The organism is Vibrio sp. 2CM40D (assembly GCF_023161825.1).
GTDB lineage: Bacteria > Pseudomonadota > Gammaproteobacteria > Enterobacterales > Vibrionaceae > Vibrio > Vibrio alginolyticus.
In genome coordinates this window covers 20837-43508 of sequence record NZ_JALNTL010000017.1, presented here as the reverse complement: position 1 = coordinate 43508, position 22672 = coordinate 20837, and the positions used below count along the sequence as shown (strand labels likewise).

General features: G+C 45.8%; 18 protein-coding genes. 11 read left to right on the top strand and 7 right to left on the bottom strand.

Annotated features, from left to right (window positions below; all coding sequences use genetic code 11):
- Positions 1 to 47: 47 nt before the first annotated feature.
- From MTF70_RS22985 to argE, 3 genes are all read right to left on the bottom strand, one after another.
- Entirely contained in the window at positions 48 to 587 is a 540-nt protein-coding gene (locus MTF70_RS22985) for a PadR family transcriptional regulator (RefSeq protein ID WP_005382791.1), read from the bottom strand.
- Positions 588 to 1012: 425 nt separating this feature from the next.
- Positions 1013 to 3646 (bottom strand): phosphoenolpyruvate carboxylase, encoded by a 2634-nt coding sequence (gene ppc, locus MTF70_RS22980; RefSeq protein WP_005381336.1) that lies wholly within the window; start codon positions 3644 to 3646, stop codon positions 1013 to 1015.
- Positions 3647 to 3918: 272 nt separating this feature from the next.
- Positions 3919 to 5055, bottom strand: a complete 1137-nt coding sequence (gene argE / locus MTF70_RS22975) for an acetylornithine deacetylase (protein ID WP_005381335.1) — start codon at positions 5053 to 5055, stop codon at positions 3919 to 3921.
- Between the two features lie 144 nt (positions 5056 to 5199).
- Here argE and argC point away from each other — a divergent pair, with 144 nt between their 5' ends.
- The 4 genes from argC (at position 5200) to argH (ending at position 10433) form a co-directional block, all read left to right on the top strand.
- Entirely contained in the window at positions 5200 to 6204 is a 1005-nt protein-coding gene (gene argC, locus MTF70_RS22970; RefSeq protein ID WP_005382790.1) for an N-acetyl-gamma-glutamyl-phosphate reductase, read from the top strand.
- Between the two features lie 21 nt (positions 6205 to 6225).
- A complete protein-coding gene (argB, locus tag MTF70_RS22965; RefSeq protein ID WP_005381333.1) occupies positions 6226 to 7017 on the top strand; it encodes an acetylglutamate kinase in 792 nt (263 codons plus the stop codon).
- 84 nt (positions 7018 to 7101) lie between these two features.
- Positions 7102 to 8316 (top strand): argininosuccinate synthase, encoded by a 1215-nt coding sequence (locus tag MTF70_RS22960; RefSeq protein ID WP_017821738.1) that lies wholly within the window; start codon positions 7102 to 7104, stop codon positions 8314 to 8316.
- A 242-nt stretch (positions 8317 to 8558) separates the two neighbouring features.
- A complete protein-coding gene (gene argH, locus MTF70_RS22955) occupies positions 8559 to 10433 on the top strand; it encodes an argininosuccinate lyase (RefSeq protein WP_005381331.1) in 1875 nt (624 codons plus the stop codon).
- Between the two features lie 194 nt (positions 10434 to 10627).
- Here the strand turns inward: argH and MTF70_RS22950 are convergent, their stop codons facing one another.
- From MTF70_RS22950 to MTF70_RS22940, 3 genes are all read right to left on the bottom strand, one after another.
- A complete protein-coding gene (locus MTF70_RS22950; RefSeq protein WP_248394429.1) occupies positions 10628 to 10909 on the bottom strand; it encodes a DUF3624 domain-containing protein in 282 nt (93 codons plus the stop codon).
- 372 nt (positions 10910 to 11281) lie between these two features.
- Complete coding sequence (locus MTF70_RS22945) at positions 11282 to 12754, bottom strand: dihydrolipoyl dehydrogenase (RefSeq protein WP_213971116.1); 1473 nt, start codon at positions 12752 to 12754, stop codon at positions 11282 to 11284.
- Positions 12755 to 12945: 191 nt separating this feature from the next.
- Entirely contained in the window at positions 12946 to 13674 is a 729-nt protein-coding gene (locus MTF70_RS22940) for a redoxin family protein (RefSeq protein WP_005382781.1), read from the bottom strand.
- Between the two features lie 169 nt (positions 13675 to 13843).
- On the opposite strand from MTF70_RS22940, the gene oxyR reads away from it, so the two are divergent.
- Complete coding sequence (oxyR, locus tag MTF70_RS22935; protein WP_005381326.1) at positions 13844 to 14755, top strand: DNA-binding transcriptional regulator OxyR; 912 nt, start codon at positions 13844 to 13846, stop codon at positions 14753 to 14755.
- Between the two features lie 52 nt (positions 14756 to 14807).
- On the opposite strand, the gene MTF70_RS22930 is transcribed toward oxyR, so the two are convergent.
- Complete coding sequence (locus MTF70_RS22930; RefSeq protein ID WP_206958471.1) at positions 14808 to 17369, bottom strand: PBP1A family penicillin-binding protein; 2562 nt, start codon at positions 17367 to 17369, stop codon at positions 14808 to 14810.
- 144 nt (positions 17370 to 17513) lie between these two features.
- Here MTF70_RS22930 and pilM point away from each other — a divergent pair, with 144 nt between their 5' ends.
- The 6 genes from pilM (at position 17514) to aroK (ending at position 22657) form a co-directional block, all read left to right on the top strand.
- Positions 17514 to 18530, top strand: a complete 1017-nt coding sequence (gene pilM / locus MTF70_RS22925) for a type IV pilus assembly protein PilM (protein WP_005381324.1) — start codon at positions 17514 to 17516, stop codon at positions 18528 to 18530.
- Entirely contained in the window at positions 18514 to 19089 is a 576-nt protein-coding gene (locus MTF70_RS22920) for a PilN domain-containing protein (protein ID WP_005381323.1), read from the top strand. Before pilM ends, MTF70_RS22920 begins: the two co-directional genes overlap by 17 nt.
- Positions 19082 to 19675 carry a type 4a pilus biogenesis protein PilO gene (pilO, locus tag MTF70_RS22915; RefSeq protein WP_053350733.1) on the top strand — a complete coding sequence of 198 codons (594 nt, stop codon included), beginning with the start codon at positions 19082 to 19084 and terminating at the stop codon, positions 19673 to 19675. The genes MTF70_RS22920 and pilO overlap by 8 nt, the downstream gene beginning before the upstream one ends.
- A complete protein-coding gene (locus MTF70_RS22910; protein ID WP_205461596.1) occupies positions 19665 to 20180 on the top strand; it encodes a pilus assembly protein PilP in 516 nt (171 codons plus the stop codon). The genes pilO and MTF70_RS22910 overlap by 11 nt, the downstream gene beginning before the upstream one ends.
- A 25-nt stretch (positions 20181 to 20205) precedes the next feature.
- Complete coding sequence (locus tag MTF70_RS22905) at positions 20206 to 21951, top strand: type IV pilus secretin PilQ family protein (protein WP_042523674.1); 1746 nt, start codon at positions 20206 to 20208, stop codon at positions 21949 to 21951.
- 187 nt (positions 21952 to 22138) lie between these two features.
- Positions 22139 to 22657, top strand: coding sequence for a shikimate kinase AroK (gene aroK, locus MTF70_RS22900; protein WP_005381319.1), 519 nt, complete (start codon positions 22139 to 22141; stop codon positions 22655 to 22657).
- Positions 22658 to 22672: the final 15 nt, after the last annotated feature.

The window sequence follows — 22672 nt, the reverse complement described above, 5'->3', positions numbered from 1 at the left end:
GCTTGCCAAGTGGCAAGCCTTTTTCGTTTTATCAAAGCAAAAGGAGTTTAACCAATCACTTCAAGTTCAGTTAGAACTTCTTCTGCCCAAGTGATCCAAGTTTCACGTAACAGTAGGTTACGGCGAAGCGTTAGACGTTCTAGGCGAGCTTGTTTATCTAAAGTTGACGGCGTTGCGTAGTAAGCCGCTTCAATTTCTTTGTAGTGAGAAACCAGTTTGCGAGACTCTTCAACTAGCTCGGCGAGTTGGTCACGGAATGGAGCCGCTGGTTGAACGGCACATGCCATCAATTTCGCTGAAAACTCATCACGAACTGTTGGGTGTGCAGTTGGTTGATCAAACCACTCTCCTAAAGCGCTGCGACCAGCGTCTGTAATGGAGTAAACCTTGCGGTCTGGTTTGCCTTCTTGGGGTTCTAATACGCAAGTAACCAGTTCTTTCTCAGCCATTTTGTTGAGTTCACGGTACACCTGTTGGTGGCTTGCTTTCCAGAAGTAACCGATGCTAGCAGAGAATTCTTTAGTGATATCGTAACCGGTTGCGTCGCGAGTGCTAAGAACAGTTAAGATTACGTGTGGTAATGACATGTCTTCAATCCAAATGGTCAATAAACTTGTAAACAAGCTACTTATACTTTCAGCTGCGCTCTTACTGGCACTTGAGTTTTTTAATGTATAAGTAGCACCAACAATGTTGGTCCTGTCACCTTAAAGCCGTTTATCACCTAGAGAGATGGGGAGTCCCATCAAGGCTGGAGCAGGTATGATTGGATTTATGAGCTCTCAGCAGGCAAGTAGTATATAAATAATAAGCATGAAGTGGAATAGTAGGACAAAATTACCCTAAAAAACTAACATAATAATCAATAGTGTTAACTTGTGGTTTTTTATTCTTTTATTTTGGTATTTTTTGGGTCTTTGGTGGTATATTTAACTGCCTTTGTTTTGGTGCGATTATCCTGTGATAAAAAAAAGCTGAGCATTTGCCCAGCTTTTTATTAAAAATGAAACGATTAGCCTGTGTTGCGCATACCAGCAGCAATACCAGCAATCGTCACCATCAACGCTTCTTCCAAGTTTGCAGAAGCTTCTTCGGTTTGACGCGTGCGGTATAGTAGCTCTGCTTGTAGCATATTCAATGGCTCAACGTAGATATTGCGTAAGCGAATCGACTCGAGTCCCCAAGGGTCATGCTGCATCAAGTTTTCATTGTTCTCTACATTCAGTACCGCTTTGATGTCTTCTTGAAGCTGAGCACGAAGTTTTTCACCGAGTGGACGGAGCGACTCATCCACCAATCGCTCATCGTAGTAGCGAGAGATATCAATATTACACTTCGAGTACACCATTTCCAGCATGCCGAGACGAGTTGAGAAAAATGGCCATTCGCGGCACATCTCTTCGAGCAATGCTTGGTGGCCTTTATCGATCGAGTATTGAATCGCTTCACCTGCGCCTAGCCATGCAGGAAGTACCAAACGGTTTTGACTCCATGAGAAGATCCACGGGATTGCACGTAAGCTTTCTACTCCGCCCTTAGGGTTGCGTTTTGCAGGACGAGAACCAAGTGGCAACTTGCCGAGTTCGAGTTCTGGTGTTGCTTGGCGGAAGTAAGGCACGAAATCTGGCTCGCCACGAACCACATTTCGGTAAGACTCACAGCTTACTTCTGATAGCACTTCCATCAAGTCGCGCCATTCTTGTTTTGGCTCTGGTGGCGGTAACAAGTTGGCTTCCAGAATCGCACTTGCGTATAGGTTAAAGCTGTTTACTGCGACATCTGGGAGACCCAGTTTAAAGCGGATCATCTCGCCTTGCTCTGTTACACGTAAACCGCCTTTCAAGCTTTTTGGTGGTTGCGACAAAAGCGCAGCATGCGCAGGTGCGCCACCGCGACCGACTGTGCCCCCACGACCATGGAATAGAGTTAGCTCAACGCCTTCTTCTTCAGCCACTTTAACTAACGATTCCATCGCATGATACTGAGCCCAACCTGCAGACATAACACCTGCATCTTTCGCTGAGTCAGAGTAACCAATCATGACCATCTGGTGGTTTTGGATAAAACCACGGTAAAGGTCAATCCCCATAAGCTGCTTGATGACCGATTCCGCGTTGTTCAAATCGTCTAGCGTTTCGAACAGAGGACACACATCCATGCGGTAAGGGCAACCAGCTTCTTGTAGCAGTAGATGAACGGCTAGTACGTCAGAGGCGGTACGTGCCATTGAAATAACGTAAGCGCCAAACGCTTCACGCGGTTGTGCTGCAACAATCTTGCAGGTATCCAAAACCTCTTTGACGGGTTCAGACGGTTCCCAATCACGAGGGAGAAGCGGACGTTTAGATGCCAGCTCGTTAGTTAGAAAAGCAATCTTATCTTGCTCACTCCATTGTTCGTAATCACCAATACCTAAGTAGCGAGTCAGTTCAGACAAGACGTCTGAGTGACGCGTGCTCTCCTGGCGGATATCAAGACGTACAAGATGGATACCAAATGCTTTTACGCGGCGTAGTGTATCCAGTAGTGAGCCGTTGGCTATTACACCCATGCCACATTCGTTTAGTGACTGGTAGCAGGCATACAACGGTTCCCAAAGTTGCTCGACTTTTTGCAGTGGTGCTTTAACGGCCAGTTTTTGACCGTGGATCTTAGCATCGAGAATATCTTTGGTTTCATTGAGCAGAGTGCGTAATTGCTTCAGGATCGCACGGTATGGTTCGTGCTGATCTTCGCCAGCAAGCTCACGGACTTGATCGTTTGAAACTGTCATAGACAGCTCGCTGATCAACTCGTTGATGTCATTGAGATAAAGATCGGCGGCTTTCCAACGAGACAAAAGTAAGACTTCACGCGTAACGTTGTGAGTAACAAACGGGTTACCGTCACGGTCACCGCCCATCCAAGAGGAGAAGTGCACTGGGCGAGCATCAATGGGTAAACCTTCTCCAAGGTAAGATTTTAGACGGTCATTCATCTCACGTAGGAAGTCCGGTACTGCTTCCCATAGCGAGTTTTCAACGACCGCAAAGCCCCACTTTGCTTCATCCAACGGAGTTGGGCGTTGTTGTCGAATCACGTCTGAATGCCAGCCTTGGGCAATCAGTTGCTCTAGGCGGCGTTCGGTTTTTCTGCGCTCTTTAGAAGAAAGATCGCTTAGCTCCAACTTTGATAAGCACTCGTTTATCTTGACCAGTTTGTTGATCATCGTGCGGCGCGTAATTTCTGTTGGGTGAGCCGTCAATACCAATTCAATATTTAGATCACGAACCGCTTGGGCAGTGTCCAGTTTGCTCACATCGTTTTGTACCAGTTTAGAAAACAGCGAGTTAATCGCGTCTGGTTCGCAAATGTGCTCTTCACAATGGCGTGAAATCGTGTGGTATTGCTCAGCGATATTGGTGAGGTTTAGAAATTGGTTAAACGCGCGAGTAACGGGCGTTAGCTGCTCATCAGGTAGATGTTTGATTTCTTCGATCAAGCTGTCCCTGTCTGCTTGATTCCCTGCTTGAGCTGATTTGGATAATTTACGAATGGTTTCCACTTTCTCGAAGATTTCTTCGCCATGGGCATCGCGAATGGTGTTACCCAATAAGTGGCCTAACATGCGCACATTACTTTTGAGTGCGGCGTATTTCTCGTTCATTGTCGTCCTGCCTCGTAAAAAAACTACATCCATTGTCCTTGTTAAGACTCCAATCTAGCGAAAAGCACCAGTTATAGTCAAATAAAGCAGACTAAGTTTGCAATTATTCCGCTGTCTCCTGATTTAGAGCAAATTTACGGCAGCCATAGAGTAAGAAGTGAAAATTAATTACAAAATAACAAGTTAAATAAGTGTTAAGACTAGCGCTAAATTGTGAAGATAAAAAGATGCAGCTCAATCGAGCTGCACAGACTTTCGAGCTTAAACGCGTATTAACAGCAGTACTTGACCATCGCCTTTGAAAGCACATCAATTGTGGGGTCGATAAAGTCGAAGGATAGAAACTCATCCGGTTGATGGGCTTGGTCGATTGACCCAGGGCCGAGCACCAAGGTTGGACACAACTGCTGTAGAAATGGTGCTTCAGTACAGTAGTTCACGGTTTCTGAACTAGTTTGGCAAATCTCTTCAACACCACCAATAAATGGGTGGTCATGTTGGCATTCGTAACCCGGAATAGGCTCATGCAATGGAATAATCTCCAGTCTCCCTGGCCATTTCGCTTCGACTTCTTTTAATGCTCCGCGCAACATGTTCTCTAAACCATCAAGGCTAATGCCAGGAAGAGGACGCACGTCGTAATGCAGCTCACAGCAACCACAAATACGGTTAGCGCTGTCACCACCGTGAATGTGTCCAAGGTTTAGGGTAGGGCTTGGAATGGCAAAACCCGGATGGTGATATTCTTTAATCAATTTGTCACGCAGTTGCATCATGGCGAACATGACTTCATGCATGATCTCAATAGCGTTAACGCCAAGCGCTGGGTCCGATGAATGACCGGACTTGCCTGTTACGCGAATGGCATTTGCCACATGCCCTTTATGACCTCGAATTGGCACAAGGCTGGTGGGTTCACCAATGATGCAGTAATCCGGCTTAAATGGGGCGTTTGCTGTGAAATGTCGCGCGCCCAACATGGTGGTCTCTTCGTCACAAGTGGCTAATACGTAAAGTGGTTTGCTCTGCTTGCTCCAATCGACTTTCTTCACTGCTTCATAAATAAAGGCGAAAAAGCCTTTCATGTCTGCTGTGCCTAAACCGTAGAAGCGGTTGTCTTTTTCCGTCAGTTTATGCGGATCAAAATTCCATCGCCCTTGATCGAATGGCACGGTATCGCTATGGCCAGCAAGTAAAAGGCCACCTTCACCCTCACCCATACGTGCGATCATATTGTGCTTGCCTGGCTCGACTTCGATCACTTCAACGCTAAAACCCAGATCTTTAAACCAAGATGCGAGTTTTTCGATGACTTTTGCATTGCCCTGATCCCAGCTCGGATCCGTGGAGCTGATAGAAGAGGTGCTGATGAGTCCTTCATAGACCTCTAGAAAAGTTGGTAATTGCATGGATTCTTCAAATCTCCTGTTGACAGACAGACCACAAAAATGTAAAACACATATTAAATCATATTTAATGAATAAAAAATCAAAATAAAGCAAAAATTAAATATGAATAGTCATTTGAGCCTTTAAGTATATGGATGTTACACAATGCTAAAAACCACGATTATTGGAGCCAGCGGTTACACCGGCGCAGAGTTAGCGTTAATGGTTAATAAACACCCACAACTCACGCTATCAGGTTTATACGTTTCCGCCAACAGTGTTGATGCGGGAAAGAGCATCGCGCAGCTGCACGGTAAGCTAGCGGGCATCATTGATATGCCAGTTTTACCACTAACGGATCCACTGCAAATCGCTCAAGAATCGGACGTGGTGTTTTTGGCAACGGCTCACGAAGTCAGCCATGATTTAGCCCCAACTTTCTTGGAGGCAGGCTGTCAGGTATTCGATTTATCGGGTGCATTCCGTGTGAAAAGTGAAGGCTTTTACGACACTTTTTATGGCTTCGAACATCAACATAACAACTGGCTAGATAAAGCAGCATACGGCTTAGCAGAGTGGAACCAAGAATCAATAAAAACCACTCCTTTGATTGCAGTAGCAGGTTGCTACCCAACCGCTTCACAGCTTGCAATCAAACCTTTATTAGAACATGCGTTGCTCGATACCAACCAATGGCCAGTGATCAACGCAACCAGTGGTGTATCAGGTGCAGGGCGTAAAGCCTCCATGGTTAACAGCTTCTGTGAAGTGAGCTTGCAACCTTATGGTGTATTTAACCATCGTCACCAGCCAGAGATTGCTCAGCACTTGGGTTGCGATGTGATTTTTACTCCGCACCTCGGCAACTTTAAACGCGGCATTCTTGCCACTATCACCATGAAGCTTGCGCAAGGTGTGACAGAAGCACAAGTGGCACAGGCGTTTGAACAAGCTTATCAAGGCAAGCCTGCGGTGCGTCTTAAAGGCGACGGTATTCCACGTATTCAGGATGTCGAAAATACCCCTTTCTGTGATATCGGCTGGAAGGTACAAGGCGAACACATCATTGTGATTTCAGCTATCGACAACCTACTTAAAGGTGCATCGAGTCAAGCGATGCAATGTCTCAATATTCATTACGGTTACCCAGAACTGACAGCGTTGCTGTAGTCGTTGAAAGAGGGAAATGCGATGACGCAAACCAATCAAGCTCCTTTAGTCATTAAGCTAGGTGGTGCAGCTCTATCATGCACTCAAACCTTAAGCCAACTTTTTGGTGCCATTGCGGCTTACCAAAAATCGGCACAGCGACAAATCGCCATCGTTCATGGCGGTGGCTACCTAGTTGATGAGTTGATGGCAAAGCTTCAGCTTGAAACCGTTAAGAAAAACGGTTTACGCGTAACGCCTTACGATCAAATTCCTGTGATTGCAGGCGCGCTTGCAGGCACTGCGAATAAGTTACTTCAAGGTCAAGCGATTGCGGACGGTCTTAACGCTGTGGGCCTTAGCCTTGCGGATGGTGGTTTGTGTCTTGTTGAAGAACTTGACCCAGAACTCGGCGCTGTAGGCAAAGCATCACCGGGTGACTCAGCACTATTACAAGCGGTGCTAAACACAGGTGCACTGCCGATCATCAGTTCAATTGGTTTAACCAAAGATGGCCAGATGATGAATGTGAATGCTGATCAAGCAGCAGTCGCGGTTGCGGGCGCATTAGATGCGGAGTTAGTCCTGTTATCAGACGTGAGTGGTGTATTAGATGGAAAAGGCCATTTGATCAAAACCCTGTCAGAGCAGCAAGCTAACTCGTTGATCGATGGACATGTGATCACCGATGGCATGATCGTCAAAGTTAAAGCTGCTTTGGAGGCCGCCAATGATCTTGGCCGTCCAATTGAAGTCGCGACCTGGCGTTACCCAGAAAAATTAGCACAGTTATTCGCTGGTGAAAGTATTGGTACTCAATTCTTGCCTCAATAAGCATCAGCAAAAGAATTCAATATTAGGAAGTCGTAGTTGGCACTGACCGCCGAGCGCAGCGCCAGTTAAGTTTGGAGAAAAAACATGAGCAAAGTGAACGTAAATAAAGTGGTAGTCGCATACTCAGGCGGTCTAGATACTTCAGTAATCATCCCGTGGCTAAAAGAGAACTACGACTGTGAAGTAGTGGCTTTCGTTGCCGATGTTGGTCAAGGTGCCGAAGAGCTAGAAGGCATTGAAGCGAAAGCAAAAGCCTCTGGTGCTTCTGAGTGCTACATCGCTGACTTGAAAGAAGAAATGGTCGCAGACTACATTTACCCAACGCTAAAAACTGGCGCGTACTACGAAGGTAAGTACCTGCTAGGTACATCAATGGCGCGTCCAATCATTGCCAAAGCGCAGGTTGAAGTGGCACGTAAAGTGGGCGCGGACGCTCTGTGTCATGGCTGTACAGGTAAAGGTAACGACCAAGTACGTTTCGAAGGCGCATTCGCAGCACTAGCACCGGACTTACAAGTGATTGCACCTTGGCGTGAGTGGGACCTAGTGAGTCGTGAAGAGTGTTTGGATTACCTAGCTGAGCGTAATATTCCTTGCTCTGCGTCTCTTACTAAGATCTATTCACGTGATGCAAACGCATGGCACATTTCGACGGAAGGCGGCGTTTTAGAAGATACGTGGAACGCACCAAACGAAGACTGCTGGGTGTGGACTGTCGACCCAGAGCAAGCGCCAAATGAAGCGGAATACGTCACGCTGAAAGTAGAAAAAGGTGAAGTGGTCGAAGTTGATGGTGAAGCGATGACACCATACAACGCACTGGTTTACCTAAACGAGAAGGGCGCTAAGCACGGTGTTGGCCGTATCGATATCGTGGAAAACCGTCTTGTTGGAATGAAGTCTCGTGGTTGTTATGAAACACCGGGAGGCACCATCATGATGGAAGCGCTGCGTGCTGTAGAGCAGCTTGTGCTAGACAAATCATCATTCGAATTCCGTGAGGAGCTAGGTCTAAAAGCGTCTCACCTTGTATACGATGGCCGTTGGTTTACGCCACTATGTAAATCGATCCTTGCCGCTTCAGAAGAGCTAGCGCAAGACGTTAACGGTGAAGTGGTTGTTAAGCTCTACAAAGGTCAAGCGACAGTGACGCAAAAACGTTCTGACAACAGCTTGTATTCAGAAGAGTTCGCGACTTTTGGTGAAGATGAAGTTTACGACCAAAGCCATGCAGGTGGGTTTATCCGTCTTTACTCGCTATCAAGCCGTATTCGTGCATTGAACAGCCAGAAGAAATAATCCCTTAACATCCATCTTGGATTGAATAAAGACCCGCCATTTATAGGCGGGTCTTTTGGTTTCTAAAAGCGGGTACCTAAATTTGTCTTGAATATATATGTAAAAATATTGAATTTATACTTTATTTTTTATCGAAATTGCCGTAACGTTGACCCATAAGAAAAAGTGAGCAAATGACCATCAAATTGGTTACTACTCATTCGAGAACGTTAGAGTAAGCAATAGTCATCAGGAGAGACGCAATGGCATTATGGGGCGGAAGATTTACCCAAGCGGCAGACACCAGATTTAAAGAGTTCAATGATTCGTTGCGTTTTGACTACCGATTGGCTGAGCAAGACATCGTAGGTTCAATCGCATGGTCTAAAGCTCTGCTTTCTGTTGATGTGCTATCGGCAGAAGAACAGCAAAAACTGGAACTTGCTTTAAATGAGCTGAAGTTAGAAGTGATGGAAGACCCTCACCAAATTCTTCGCTCTGATGCAGAAGATATCCACTCTTGGGTTGAACAGCAGCTAATCAGTAAAGTGGGAGATTTAGGTAAAAAACTCCACACTGGGCGTTCTCGTAATGACCAAGTCGCCACAGACTTGAAACTTTGGTGTCGTCAGCAAGGTCAGCAATTGTTGATTGCTTTAGATCGCCTACAAGCACAAATGGTCCATGTTGCTAAACAGCACCAAGGCACCGTATTGCCAGGCTATACTCATCTTCAGCGTGCTCAACCTGTAACCTTTGCTCACTGGTGCTTGGCTTATGTTGAAATGTTCGAGCGTGACTACTCTCGTCTGAATGATGCCTTACAGCGTCTCGACACTTGTCCACTTGGCTCGGGTGCTTTAGCGGGAACGGCTTATCCGATTGATCGCGAACAATTAGCACATAATCTCGGTTTCCACCGTGCTACGCGTAATTCACTCGATTCGGTTTCAGATCGTGATCATGTGATGGAACTGATGTCGGTGGCGTCGATTTCTATGCTTCACCTTTCTCGTCTTGCAGAAGATATGATCTTCTACAATTCAGGCGAGTCAAACTTCATTGAGTTAGCGGATACGGTGACATCTGGTTCGTCATTAATGCCACAGAAGAAAAACCCAGATGCACTTGAGTTGATCCGTGGTAAGACAGGGCGTGTCTATGGCGCATTATCGAGCATGATGATGACAGTTAAAGCTTTGCCATTGGCGTACAACAAAGACATGCAGGAAGATAAAGAAGGGTTGTTTGACGCTTTAGATACATGGAACGACTGCATGGAAATGGCAGCTCTGTGTTTTGACGGTATTAAAGTGAATGGCGAGCGCACACTAGAAGCGGCGAAACAAGGTTACGCAAACTCGACGGAGTTAGCTGATTACCTAGTGGCGAAAGGCATCCCATTCCGTGAAGCTCACCACATCGTCGGTGTCGCGGTCGTTGGTGCTATTGCTAAAGGTTGTGCGCTAGAAGAGCTGTCTATCGAAGAGTTAAAAGCCTTCTCAGAAGTCATTGAAGCGGATGTGTATGACATTCTGACTATCGATTCGTGTTTGGAAAAGCGTTGTGCTTTGGGGGGTGTTTCGCCTCACCAGGTCGCTTACGCGGTAGAACAAGCGGATAAGCGCCTGAGCCAGCGTGACAGCTCGGCGGTGAAAGTGCGTCCTGCACGTTTGACGGACATTGAAACGTTGGAAGGTATGGTTGCTTACTGGGCGAACCTTGGTGAGAATCTTCCGCGCTCTCGTAATGAGCTCGTGAGAGATATTGGCTCTTTTGCGGTGGCTGAGCATCATGGTGAAGTGACGGGTTGCGCTTCTCTATATGTGTATGACTCAGGGTTGGCAGAAATACGCTCTCTTGGTATCGAAGCGGGCTGGCAAGGCCAAGGGCAGGGCAGTGCGATTGTGAACTATTTGGTTGAGAAAGCGCGCCAGATGGCGATCAAGAAAGTCTTTGTTCTAACGCGAACGCCTGAGTTCTTTATGAAGCAAAGCTTTTTACCTACATCGAAGTCATTACTGCCGGAGAAAGTTCTGAAAGATTGCGATCAGTGCCCACGTCAACATGCATGTGATGAGGTAGCGCTTGAGATCAATTTAATGGAGCAAGTGATCCAAAAAACGCATGTGGCATGAACTGAAGTTGTGGAGTGATTTTATTAGCATTCAATGACATAGTCATTTTCCTGTTTACTTACATCAGTATTCGCTAAAAAAATCGAAAAAATTTGGAACCTTTGAGAGGAAGCCCGGTCTATTAAAGTACCACTGCTTTTTCTTAGAAGAATCTAAGAGAGCCCCAGAACTGACATTGGTTTTGGGGCTTTTTTCTATCTGTCACTTTTCTCTTTTTTATTGGCCTTTTTTTGTCCCTTTCGACGTTGCCAAGGCAAGATGACAAAACGCATCCATAAGTGTAGAAACAACAAAACGTTGAAAGCGAAGCCGACAAAGATCAAAGCGATCGACTCGATGCTTTGTGGATCATCTTTGAGCGTAAACCACCACACAATCCAACACAGTACAGAAAGTACCGTCAATTGATCCAAGCATCGTTGGCAACGTCCAAGTTTTTTCCAAAACCAATGTTCCTCGCAGCGGCGACAAGTCATAGTGTTTTCCAAACCATTAGTGTTGCTTCAGATTATATATCTAACTAAATGGTGGAAAGCGTTTCTTACACGGGCTTAGAGCGCCATGACACAACCAAAAATGGAAAGTTAGCTTTGTAAAAGCTTTGTGGCACGTAATTGATGTATGGTGTGCTGTCAGTCTTTAACAGGAAATATAATGATGTCGACAGAGTTGAAACTTGCGCTGAGTATCGCTGGTGGGTTCTTTATGATCGGTGTTGTCGCGATTTGTATGGTCAGTCGCTATGCAATGATGGCAGCGTAAGAGAGATTTCATTGCGCCAAAGTAGTAAAGCAAAGCCTCGTTGATGACGAGGCTTTGCTTTATATTTAGATAGAAGCCTGAAAGCGTTAGCAGCCTGGGCCGCAGTCAAGACAATGTTTCACCATTTCTGGCCCTAAGTGTAGTTTTGCATTCAAATCACGTAGAGCGGTGCGGACGCCTTCTTCAATCACTGGGTGATAGAAGGGCATATCTAACATCTCAGAAATCGTCATCCTATTTTGGTGCGCCCACGCTAAAAGGTGCGCAAGATGCTCTGCATTCGGGCCCATCATTTCTGCACCTAAAAAACGTCCAGTGCCTTGCTCTCCGTAGACATGCAGAATACCTTTATTACGAAGCATGACGCGCGAACGTCCTTGATTTTCAAACGAGACTTCACCGGTTGCGAAACATCCACATGTGCCTAGACGTGTTTCTAGTTGTTTATATGTTTCGCCAACCATAGCAATTTGAGGGTCGGAGAACACGGCTGAAATTGGTGAGCGACGCAGACCCGCACGAATATCTGGGAAACGGCCTGCGTTGTCTCCAGCAATACGGCCTTGGTCAGCGGCTTCGTGCAGCAGTGGAATCTGGTTACTTGCATCACCTGCGATGAAGATGCTCTCTACCGAAGTTTGCAATGTATAGTGATCCGCCGTTGGTACGCCACGTTCATCGAGAGCCACATTGGTGTTCTCGATCGTCAGCTTATCGACGTTTGGACGACGACCCGTTGCGGCCAATACGTAATCGACAACGAAAGTTTCTAATTCACCATCATGGTTGATGAATTGGATTTCGACCTTGTCTTCGCCGTCATTGTCTGACGATGCAATGCGTTTCATGCTTTCGACTTTTACATCTGCATCAAGGTAGAACTCTTCCTTAAAGGCTTTATCTGCATACGCCATCACCTCTGGGTCTGTCAGTGGGCCCACTTGTCCTCCAAGGCCAAAGAGCTTCACGTTCACTCCTAGGCGGTGTAAAGCCTGACCCAATTCAAGGCCGATGACTCCTGGGCCAAATACTGCCACGGACTCTGGTAAGTCATCCCAGTCAAATACATCATCGTTAATCACTAGGCGATCACCCAGTTCATTCCAAGCTGCCGGATATGTCGGACGAGATCCTGTCGCAATAACAATGCGCTGTGCGGTGACCTGAGTATGATCATCTATGATGAGAGTGTGGTCATCGGCAAACTTCGCGTAGCCCGATAGTTTGTCTTCAGCGGGAATATCATCGACACTTTCAAGCACAAAGCCAACAAAACGATCGCGTTCGCGCTTTATACGATCCATAACTTCTCGTCCGTTAATTCGTACTTCACCTTGCGGGTGTATCCCAAATCCAGGTGCTTTTTCGATTTGATGAACACTTTCTGCTGCCGCAATTAACAGCTTAGACGGCATGCATCCGACACGAGCACAGGTTGTTCCGTAGGGACCGCCCTCAATCATTACCACGCTGTTGGTATGAGCTTTTGCTGCTCGATAAGCACCAAGACCAGCCGTCCCGCCACCAATAATCGCTACGTCGACATTAACTTGTTTCATCGTGAACTCTCGCTTTTGTTTTAAGCCAAGCTAGCTACATTGAGCTTGGAGAGTGAATTGGATAGTTGAATCTGGATAAGTAGTCACCTTATTGGCAGATAACTACTTATCTAGACTAGTAGAAGAAGTGGTTTAGGGTTGGCCTCCGAGCCAAAAGGCACCGGAGACCGAGGGTGTAGGCTATGGACAGCTTAGCCTAGATACGCTTCTAGCTCTTCGCTACCGCCGATGTGCTTGCCACCGATAAAGACTTGTGGAACAGTCGTGCGACCAGATATAGCTCGTAGACTAACTGTTGTTGCGTCTTTACCCAGAATCACTTCTTCATATTGAAGACCGTGGTCAATCAGATTTTGTTTCGCTTTCATACAGAAAGGGCAGCCTGGTTTAGTGAACACCGTGATGGATTCTTGCGTTTTGTAGTCAGGCGCTATGTAGTTCAGCATCGTATCTGCATCTGACACCTTGAATGGGTCGCCTGGTTCGTTTGGCTCAATGAACATTTTTTCCACTACGCCATCTTTTACTAGCATGCTGTAACGCCATGAACGTTTGCCAAAGCCGATGTCGTTTTTATCCACTAACATACCCATGCCATCGGTGAATTCACCATTACCATCCGGGATGAAGGTAATGTTTTCTGCTTCTTGGTCTTGTTTCCATGCATTCATCACGAACGTATCATTGACCGAGACACAAATAATCTCATCCACTCCGTGCTCTTTAAATACAGGGAACAATTCGTTGTAACGAGGTAGATGGCTTGATGAACAGGTTGGAGTAAATGCACCCGGTAAGCTAAATACGATAACGGTCTTACCTTTAAATAGCTCATCGGTCGTTACATTCACCCAAGAGTCACCTTGACGAACTGGAAAAGTAACTTGAGGGACTTGTTGACCTTCTTTAGATACAAACATAATGATTTCCTTTAACTATTTTAAATTATGCGTATAGAGCTTAGCGTTTTTCGTCGCTCTGTTTCGTTTTGTTGAGCCCATTATTGTAAAAATTCTTTGATAGCTCTAATCGTTTGGTGTTATGGTTTTGATAGGTATTAGCTATTGTTAAAGAAGCGAAGCGTGAATTATGAATATTCGAGATTTTGAGTACTTAGTTGCACTTGCGGAACATAAGCACTTTCGCAAAGCGGCAGAGGCATGTTTTGTTAGCCAGCCAACATTGAGTGGGCAAATTCGTAAACTAGAGGATGAACTCGGGACCACGCTTTTAGAGCGAAGCAGCCGACGTGTTTTGTTTACCGATTCAGGGTTACAGCTGGTGGAGCAGGCTAAACGCATCTTAAGTGAAGTGAAAACCTTCAGAGATATGGCAAGCGGTCAAAGCGGAGCCATGACTGGACCGATGCATATTGGTTTCATCCCGACGGTTGGGCCTTATCTACTACCCAAAATTCTGCCGCAGATAAAAGAAGCATTTCCTGAGTTGGAACTATTTCTGCACGAAGCTCAAACACATCAATTAGTGCGTCAATTGGAAGAAGGCAAACTAGATTGCTTAGTTTTAGCTTCGGTTGATGAAACTGCGCCATTTAAAGAGATCGAAGTGTATCAAGAGCCATTAAGTGTCGCAGTGCCATGTGACCACGAGTGGGCCTCTCTCGACCATGTTGATATGTTGGAGCTGAATGGTAAAACCGTTTTAGCGTTGGGAGACGGCCACTGTCTGCGAGATCAAGCGTTAGGTTTTTGTTTTGCCGCTGGTGCAAAAGACGATGAGCGTTTTAAAGCCACCAGCTTGGAGACGTTACGCAACATGGTTGCTGCCGGTGCGGGGATTACGTTATTGCCTCAGCTTTCTATCCCTAATGAGAAGCAAAAAGATGGCGTATGCTACGTACCAGCTGTTAACCCAACCCCCTCGCGTAATATCGTGCTCGTATACCGTCCGGGCTCACCATTACGAGCTAGGTTTGAAGCTTTAGCAGCGAAGATTAAAGAGGTGTTGGCTTCTTATCCATCATTGAATGCTGCAGCATAAAAAGCAGAAATAAAAAGGGAGAGCTTGATGCTCTCCCTTGTGCTTTTGTGATTTAGAACAGTTCTTCTGCGCCAGAACCTGAAGAATAAATACTATCTTCTAAACGGTCGCCAGCGTATTCGGTAGGCTCCGTGCCTTTTTCAAAGTATTCGAACATTGATGTGCTATCTACCTTGTGCGTTAGCATACCGCTGTTGCGATCAATACGAACTCGAATAATATCCTCTGGAATATTTTTACCTTGCTCCGGCGTCCCTTCTAGCGCAACACGCATGAAGTCAATCCAAGCAGGCTCTGCGGTTTTCGCACCCGACTCGGCACCAGAAATTTGGCCTTGCCCTAGGTTGCTGTTAACAGTGGTGCGGCCAAGTGCACGTGAGTGATCATCAAAGCCAACCCAAGCTATCGCAACGACACCAGGTCCATAGCCATTGTACCAAGCATCCTTGGAATCATTCGTTGTACCCGTTTTACCTCCGATATCACGACGACCAAGTTTTTGCGCGCGCCAGCCTGTACCATTCCAACCTGTGCCTTCACGCCAGTTACCGCCACCCCAAATGTTGCTGTACATCATCTCACGCATTAAGAATGCATTCTGTTCAGAGATAACTTGCGGTGCATATTGAGGTTCATCATTTTCAAGGGCATTGTCTGTTGCAAGGCCGTCAATTGCGACGTCTTGTTCGCCAAATTCATCAGCGTAGCGATTTTCTGGCTGCTCGCTCATTTGTGGACAATCCTTATGACAAACACTCTTTGGATTGGCTTTAAACAGTACTTCACCGAATGCATCTTCCACGCGTTCTACATAGAATGGTTCAACGTAATAACCACCGTTCGCAAACACAGAGTAACCTTGTGCCACTTTCATTGGTGTTAAGCTGCCAGCTCCGAGTGCGATGGTCTCTGAGCGCGGTACTTGGTTAATATCAAAACCGAAACGAGTAAGGTACTGACGTGTCTCCTCGAGGCCAACTTCACGGAGTGTACGCACTGCCATGACGTTTTTTGATTGAGCTAAGCCGAGGCGAAGACGCGTTGGACCACCATAAGTCGGTGGTGAGTTTTTTGGTCGCCAAGCTGAACCAGAACCTGCATCCCACTTGTTAATCGGCGCATCGTTAATCAAAGTGGCTAGAGTCAGCCCTTTGTCAATTGCTGCCGAGTAGATGAAAGGCTTGATACTTGAACCAACCTGACGCACTGACATGGTTGCACGGTTAAACTTGCTGTGAACAAAGTTGAAACCACCAACCAGCGACAATATCGCGCCATTTTCTGGGTTCATCGCAACAAACGCGGTGTTTGCTGTCGGCACTTGGCTCAGTTTCCAGCTCAGTGTTGTGTTGTCATCTTCATCGGTTTCACTTACTTCGCGAACCCAAACTTGTTGACCTGTCGCTAGCACATCATGCGCTGACTTTGGTGTTGAGCCTTGGCGGTTATCAGTAATGTACTTACGCGCCCAGTGCATTCCAGTCCAAGGGATGGTTTGCTCTTCATGGTTCTTAACCCATACTTGTGCCGTCTTATCATCGACTTTCGTCACAACCGCAGGGTAAAGGTCACCATAAGTTGGCTGTTTCTTCAGGTGCTTTTCTATTTGCTCATTGTCCCAGGCCGCTTCCCTTTCTTTCCAAAGCACACTTTCTGCACCACGGTAGCCATGACGTTCATCGTATGACAAGAGGTTATTTACCGCAGACGTATTTGCAGCATCTTGCAGTTTAGAATCCACAGTCATGTAGATATTCAAGCCAGAGGTATAAGCTTCTTCTTCACCGTATTCTTTTACTGCCCATGCACGAGCCAACTCTGCTACGTAAGGTGCGGAAAGCTCAATCTCAGCGCTATGATAACGCGCCACAATAGGCTCATTGCGTGCTTCGTCATACTGCTCTTGTGTAATGTATTTCTCATCAAGCATTCGCATTAATACAACGTTACGGCGTTTTGTTGCGCGCTCAAGAGAGTAAATTGGGTTCATGGTTGATGGCGCTTTTGGCATACCAGCGAGTGTTGCAATCTCACTTAACGTCAATTCATCAAGGCTCTTGCCAAAATACACTTGAGCGGCAGCACCAAAGCCATATGAGCGGTAACCAAGGAAGATTTTATTGACATAAAGCTCCATGATTTCTTGCTTACTTAAAAGCTGCTCAATATGGATAGCAATAAAAATCTCTTTAATCTTACGCATGATCTTCTTCTCATTAGATAAGAAGAAGTTACGAGCTAGCTGTTGCGTAATCGTACTTGCACCCTGTTTAGCCGAGCCTGAAACCGCAACAACAACCGCTGCACGAGTGATGCCGATAGGGTCGATACCAGGATGCTCATAGAAACGACTATCTTCGGTTGCGATGAGCGCGTGAATTAAGTCTTGAGGAATTTCGTCATAAGTAACAGGAATACGACGCTTTTCACCGAACTGTGCGATCAGCTTCCCGTCTTGACTAAACACCTTCATAGGTGTTTGTAATTCAACGTCTTTTAGAGTTGCAACATCTGGCAATTCAGGCTTCACGTACTGATAGAAGCCAAATATTGTGGTGACTCCAAGAATTATGCAAATCAATGTTAAAAATAATAAACGCTTTATGAACTTCACCGGAGAATCCCTGATTGGTTGAGGCTGTGTAACGGCAAACCCTTGTACTCTTAGGTCAAAAATTTAGCACATAAGAGATATTAACTCTTATTTGGATGCTAATAACAACCTTTGCACGAAGAAATTTCGGAGCGAGAGTAAGAGATGGATAAGCTAATCGTTACCGGCATCGATATAGGCCATAACAGCCTCAAAGCCGTAGTACTTAAACCCACAGGCAACAATTACGCTCTGTTGGGTTACAAAGAAATATTACTAAAGGAAGGTATTGTCGCTGAAAATAACACCATAAATCATCAAGAAATTGTAAAGACCCTCAAGCAGATAAAAAAAGAACTGCCTTTTGGTGCTAAAAAAGTTGCGATCTCAGTTCCTGATAACTCGGTAATTAGCAAGAAACTGCAAATAGAACAAAATCTTGAAGAGAGTGAAGTTGAGTTTGCAGTGATACAAGCCTTTTCTCATCAATCGCCATTCCCTGTCGAAGAGCTGAGTTTAGACTTCGTTCGTCTTCGCGCTGAGGGCGGGCAGAGTGGCAGTGATAGCTATCAAGTGTTTGCGACAAGAAAAGATGTGGTAGAAGGCCGAGTCGATGCATTACAAAAGTCCGGACTAAAACCTGTTTTAGTGGACGTGCATTCGCAAAGCCTTGGTCATATCTGGAAGCTCACCGCCGATCGCTTTCCTGACAAAAACAAATACTGCTTACTCGATATTGGCACCTTATCGAGCTCCTTCACCATGTTTACCGAACAAGGTGAACTGTTTCACAAAGAGTTTGCTTACGGCACACGCGGAGCAAACAGCGCTTCTCCAGTCGATTTTCTGTCCGATGATGCTCAGGAGAAAACAGAGCTGTTTAACCGTCAAATCGTAGAGCGAGTAAAGCGCCAGATGCAGCTCTATACCTCAATCAATGGCTCACAAAACATCAAGGGTATCTGGTTATCAGGGGAAGGGGCCTCCACTCCCATGCTCGCAGAGGAGTTGTCTCAACAATTGTCGTTAGAGTGTGAATTGCTAAATCCGCTAGGGCTATTTGAGATGAAGGTGTCTAAGCGTAAGCGTCGTGCTGTGGATTGGCAGCATTTCTCAACAGCAGCCGGACTGGCCGTTCGTGGCATTCATTGGCTAGGAGGCGCCCGTGCTTTATCGCATTAATTTACTTCCTTGGCGAGAGAATCAAAGAGAAGAGCACCGACGTCGTTTCATCAGTTTGGTCGCATTAGGCATGTTGGTCGCTGTTGGCATCCAGTGGGGTATTGGAAAGTTTTTTGAGTACCAACAAGATCAACAACAGGAGCGGCTCGATTACCTCACTCACTACATTGCCGAACTCGACCAGCGTATTGAAGCAATGAAAATTGCAGAGCAAGAGCACAGCAAAATCCTCGAACGTCTAAAGGTCGTTGAAGGTTTACAAAACGGACGAAACAAAACGACCGAGTTCATGAACTTAATGCCTGCCGTTATCCCTGAAGGTGTATATGTTGACAAGATCAAAATGAATGATCTGGAAATTGAGATCTCTGGGATCTCAGATAGCACTCCAAAACTTGCCACGATGCTGGACAACATGGAGCGCTCGGCCAAGTTGAACGACGTAGAAATGCATTCCATCGTTCACGGCAAAGCCCGTTTTGGGAAAGAGTTTCAAACATTCAAAGTGTCTTTCATGTTCAAAGTAACGGAGAAGAAATTGGAGGCTCAACGTGGTTGATTGGCAGGATCTCGAAATAGATGAAATGGCCGAGTGGCCATTGTTGCCCCAAATTGTGGTAATCGCGCTTCTGATCATGGTGATTCAAGGCTTAGGTTATTGGTTTTACCTTAAACCGAAAGAAGAACAGTTGAATCACTTGATCCAGCAGGAGCAGACACTCAAGGTGGCATTGAAGATCAAAGCGAACAAAGTGGCAGCGTTGCCTCAGCTTCAATCTCAATTGGATGAACTTACCACTCGTTACGAGTTATTACTGCAACAACTGCCTGCGCAAAAAGAGCTGGCTACAATGCTCGCTTCAGTGAATGAGCTTGGCATCGACAATAAGCTGACTTTCACCCGAATCGACTGGGGCGAAAAACAATCAGAGCACTTCCTTTATCGTCTCCCTTTAAACATTGAGTTAACGGGCGACTTTCATGACATCGGCCATTTTTCTCAGGCGATAGCGACGCTACCTCGAATCATCACGTTTAAAGATGTGACTTGGCAACGTGTCAGCCAAGAGAGCGAAACTCTGCACTTTCGGGTGCGCGCTAACACCTATCAGTTTAAGCCGGAGGAGACGAAAAATGACAAGTAAGTCTTTGTTGCTGGTACTGATGGGTTCTCTATTGATGGGCTGCCAGGCGAATGATGAATCATTGACGGATTTTATTCGAGGAGTGGAAACACAGGCGCGTCGAGAGGTCGAGAAGCTTAAGCCCGCAGACAAATATGTTGCAGTCACGTACGCACCGGAAGTACAGCGTGCACCCTTTGAGTTACCCAAAGAAGCCACCATCGCGACTCAGCCAGTTGCAAGAAAAGATTGTTGGCAACCGCCCTCAAGAAGGCGAACTGGAAAATTAGAAAAATTCCCATTAAGCCAATTACGTTTGAAAGGGGTCATGGGCATGGATAACACGGTTTCTGGCCTGGTTCAGGCTCCCAATGGCACCGTCTATAAAGTTAAGCTGGGTCAATACCTTGGACGCAATAATGGCAAAGTGACCCATGTCAGCCACTCCTACTTGTTGATTAATGAAACGTTGCCCGACGGCTTAGGGTGTTGGCAAAAACGTAAAGTTAAGTTGGCTTTGAGATAGCCCCATTTATTTTTGATATTGAGTAATGAAAATGAGACAAGGATTAACACGTACACCAAGGATACTTACTGGGCTCTTCTCCTTATGGTTGTTTGTATTTTTAGCCCCTTTAGCGGCAGCTGAAGAAGTTTCGTCCAATGCCCTAAAAAGTATCGACTTTCGAACTAATAAAGATAAAGACGCCGTGATTGTCGTCGAATTGGCGTCACCGGCCGCGATTGTAGATATCAAGCGTGTACAGGAAGGGTTAAGTATCGATTTGCTTAACACTTCAGTAAAAGACGAGCAATTGTATCTCCTAGACGTGAAAGACTTTTCGACTGTGGTTGAGAGCGTAGAAGTGTTTCGCGACACCTCGACGACGCGCTTGGTTGCGCACATCAATGAAGAATACATGCATGATTACCGTTTAACGGGGCCTTTTTTGGAAATCAAAGTAGCGAAGATCAAACCCAATGAGAAAGCCCCAGATAAAAGCATTTTAGAAAGAGAAGGTAAGCTTATTTCGATTAACTTCCAAGATATTCCTGTGCGAAACGTCTTGCAGCTTATTGCTGATTACAACCAATTCAATTTGGTTGTCTCCGACTCTGTAGAAGGCAACCTCACGCTTCGTCTTGATGGTGTCCCTTGGCAGCAAGTGCTGGATATTATTTTGCAAGTTAAGGGGTTAGATAAGCGTGTTGATGGCAACGTGATTTTAGTTGCTCCGACTGATGAGTTGGACTTGCGTGAGAAGCAGCAGTTAGAAAAACAAAAACTTACGGAAGAAATGGGAGAGCTTTCATCTGAAATCATCAAAGTTAATTTTGCTAAAGCATCAGACATTGCGGAGATGATCAATGGAGAAGGAAATATCAGCATGCTGTCAGAGCGCGGCAGTATGACCATTGATGAGCGAACTAACTCGTTATTGATTAGAGAGTTACCTGAAAACATCGAGGTGATTCGAGAAATTATTGAGTCTTTGGATATTCCAGTTAAACAGGTTCAAATTGAGGCGCGTATTGTGACCATCAATGAAGGTAACATGGACGAGTTAGGGATTCGTTGGGGTTTTACGTCTATTAATGGCAGTAATACAGTGGGCGGTTCTATTGAGAACAACCTCGCCACGATCGGTCTCTATAATGGAGAAGGGGGTGATGACGGTGGTGACGGTGATGGAGTAGGGATCGATGACTTCCTAAATGTAAACTTAGCTGCAACCAGTCCGAATGCCACCAGCATTGCTTTTCAGGTCGCAAAGTTAGGTTCAGACACCTTGTTGGATCTTGAGCTTTCTGCTCTGCAACAAGAGTCTAAAGCTGAGATTATCTCGAGCCCACGTTTGATCACTACCAATAAGAAACCTGCCTATATCGAACAAGGTACAGAGATTCCTTATCTTGAGTCATCATCAAGTGGTGCAACGACGGTGACGTTCAAAAAGGCGGTATTAAGTTTGAAGGTAACCCCGCAAATCACACCGGATAACCGCTTAGTATTGGATTTAAGTGTCACGCAAGATAGACCTGGACAAGTCGTGAAGACAGGCACTGGTGAAGCTGTTGCGATTGATACTCAACGTATCGGGACGCAAGTGTTAGTGAATAACGGTGAAACGGTCGTTCTTGGTGGTATTTTTCAGCACAGCATTACTAACTCGGTGGACAAAGTGCCTTTGTTGGGCGATCTTCCGCTATTAGGTGCGCTTTTTCGTCGAAGTTATGAAAATGTTGGTAAAAGTGAGCTGTTAATTTTCGTCACGCCTAAGGTGGTGATTCAGTAGTTCTGTCTCGGGAAAAACTGATTAAATCAAAAATAAAGTTGCAATAGTGGCACCATGCTTGGATAATTTCGGGTCTTATCACGAATTATCTGTGAGGAACTGGTGCCACAAGCCTTGTAGAACAGCAGTTTAGCTGTGTTTTCTTGTGGCGATCTTATTGAATCAATGTTGTAAATTACTGCTAAACATGGCTGAGAAACGTAATATTTTCCTTGTTGGCCCAATGGGCGCCGGCAAAAGTACAATTGGTAGACATCTAGCACAGCAACTGCATATGGAGTTTGTTGACTCCGATACAGTGATCGAAGAACGCACTGGTGCAGACATCTCTTGGGTTTTTGATGTAGAAGGTGAAGAAGGCTTCCGCAAGCGTGAAGAAGCGGTACTTGAAGACCTAACACAAGAGCAAGGCATCGTGCTTGCGACTGGCGGTGGCTCTGTTAAGAGCAAAGAAAACCGCAATCGTCTTTCGGCACGTGGTGTTGTTGTTTACTTAGAAACGACGATTGAAAAGCAACTTGCGCGTACAAACCGCGACAAGAAGCGTCCTTTACTTCAAACGGATAACCCTCGCGAAGTACTGGAGCAATTAGCTGAAGAACGTAATCCTTTATATGAAGAAGTAGCGGATTACACTGTTCGCACTGACGATCAAAGTGCAAAAGTGGTAGCCAACCAGATCGTAAAAATGCTAGAAGAGAGATAAGTCTTTATCTTTTTT

Excerpts from the sequence above, each read along its gene's own strand:
- MTF70_RS22985 (WP_005382791.1), bottom strand. The coding sequence starts at position 587 with ATGTCATTACCACACGTAATCTTAACTGTTCTTAGCACTCGCGACGCA.
- ppc (WP_005381336.1), bottom strand. The coding sequence starts at position 3,646 with ATGAACGAGAAATACGCCGCACTCAAAAGTAATGTGCGCATGTTAGGC.
- argE (WP_005381335.1), bottom strand. The coding sequence starts at position 5,055 with ATGCAATTACCAACTTTTCTAGAGGTCTATGAAGGACTCATCAGCACC.
- argC (WP_005382790.1), top strand. The coding sequence starts at position 5,200 with ATGCTAAAAACCACGATTATTGGAGCCAGCGGTTACACCGGCGCAGAG.
- argB (WP_005381333.1), top strand. The coding sequence starts at position 6,226 with ATGACGCAAACCAATCAAGCTCCTTTAGTCATTAAGCTAGGTGGTGCA.
- MTF70_RS22960 (WP_017821738.1), top strand. The coding sequence starts at position 7,102 with ATGAGCAAAGTGAACGTAAATAAAGTGGTAGTCGCATACTCAGGCGGT.
- argH (WP_005381331.1), top strand. The coding sequence starts at position 8,559 with ATGGCATTATGGGGCGGAAGATTTACCCAAGCGGCAGACACCAGATTT.
- MTF70_RS22950 (WP_248394429.1), bottom strand. The coding sequence starts at position 10,909 with ATGACTTGTCGCCGCTGCGAGGAACATTGGTTTTGGAAAAAACTTGGA.
- MTF70_RS22945 (WP_213971116.1), bottom strand. The coding sequence starts at position 12,754 with ATGAAACAAGTTAATGTCGACGTAGCGATTATTGGTGGCGGGACGGCT.
- MTF70_RS22940 (WP_005382781.1), bottom strand. The coding sequence starts at position 13,674 with ATGTTTGTATCTAAAGAAGGTCAACAAGTCCCTCAAGTTACTTTTCCA.
- oxyR (WP_005381326.1), top strand. The coding sequence starts at position 13,844 with ATGAATATTCGAGATTTTGAGTACTTAGTTGCACTTGCGGAACATAAG.
- pilM (WP_005381324.1), top strand. The coding sequence starts at position 17,514 with ATGGATAAGCTAATCGTTACCGGCATCGATATAGGCCATAACAGCCTC.
- MTF70_RS22910 (WP_205461596.1), top strand. The coding sequence starts at position 19,665 with ATGACAAGTAAGTCTTTGTTGCTGGTACTGATGGGTTCTCTATTGATG.
- MTF70_RS22905 (WP_042523674.1), top strand. The coding sequence starts at position 20,206 with ATGAAAATGAGACAAGGATTAACACGTACACCAAGGATACTTACTGGG.
- aroK (WP_005381319.1), top strand. The coding sequence starts at position 22,139 with ATGGCTGAGAAACGTAATATTTTCCTTGTTGGCCCAATGGGCGCCGGC.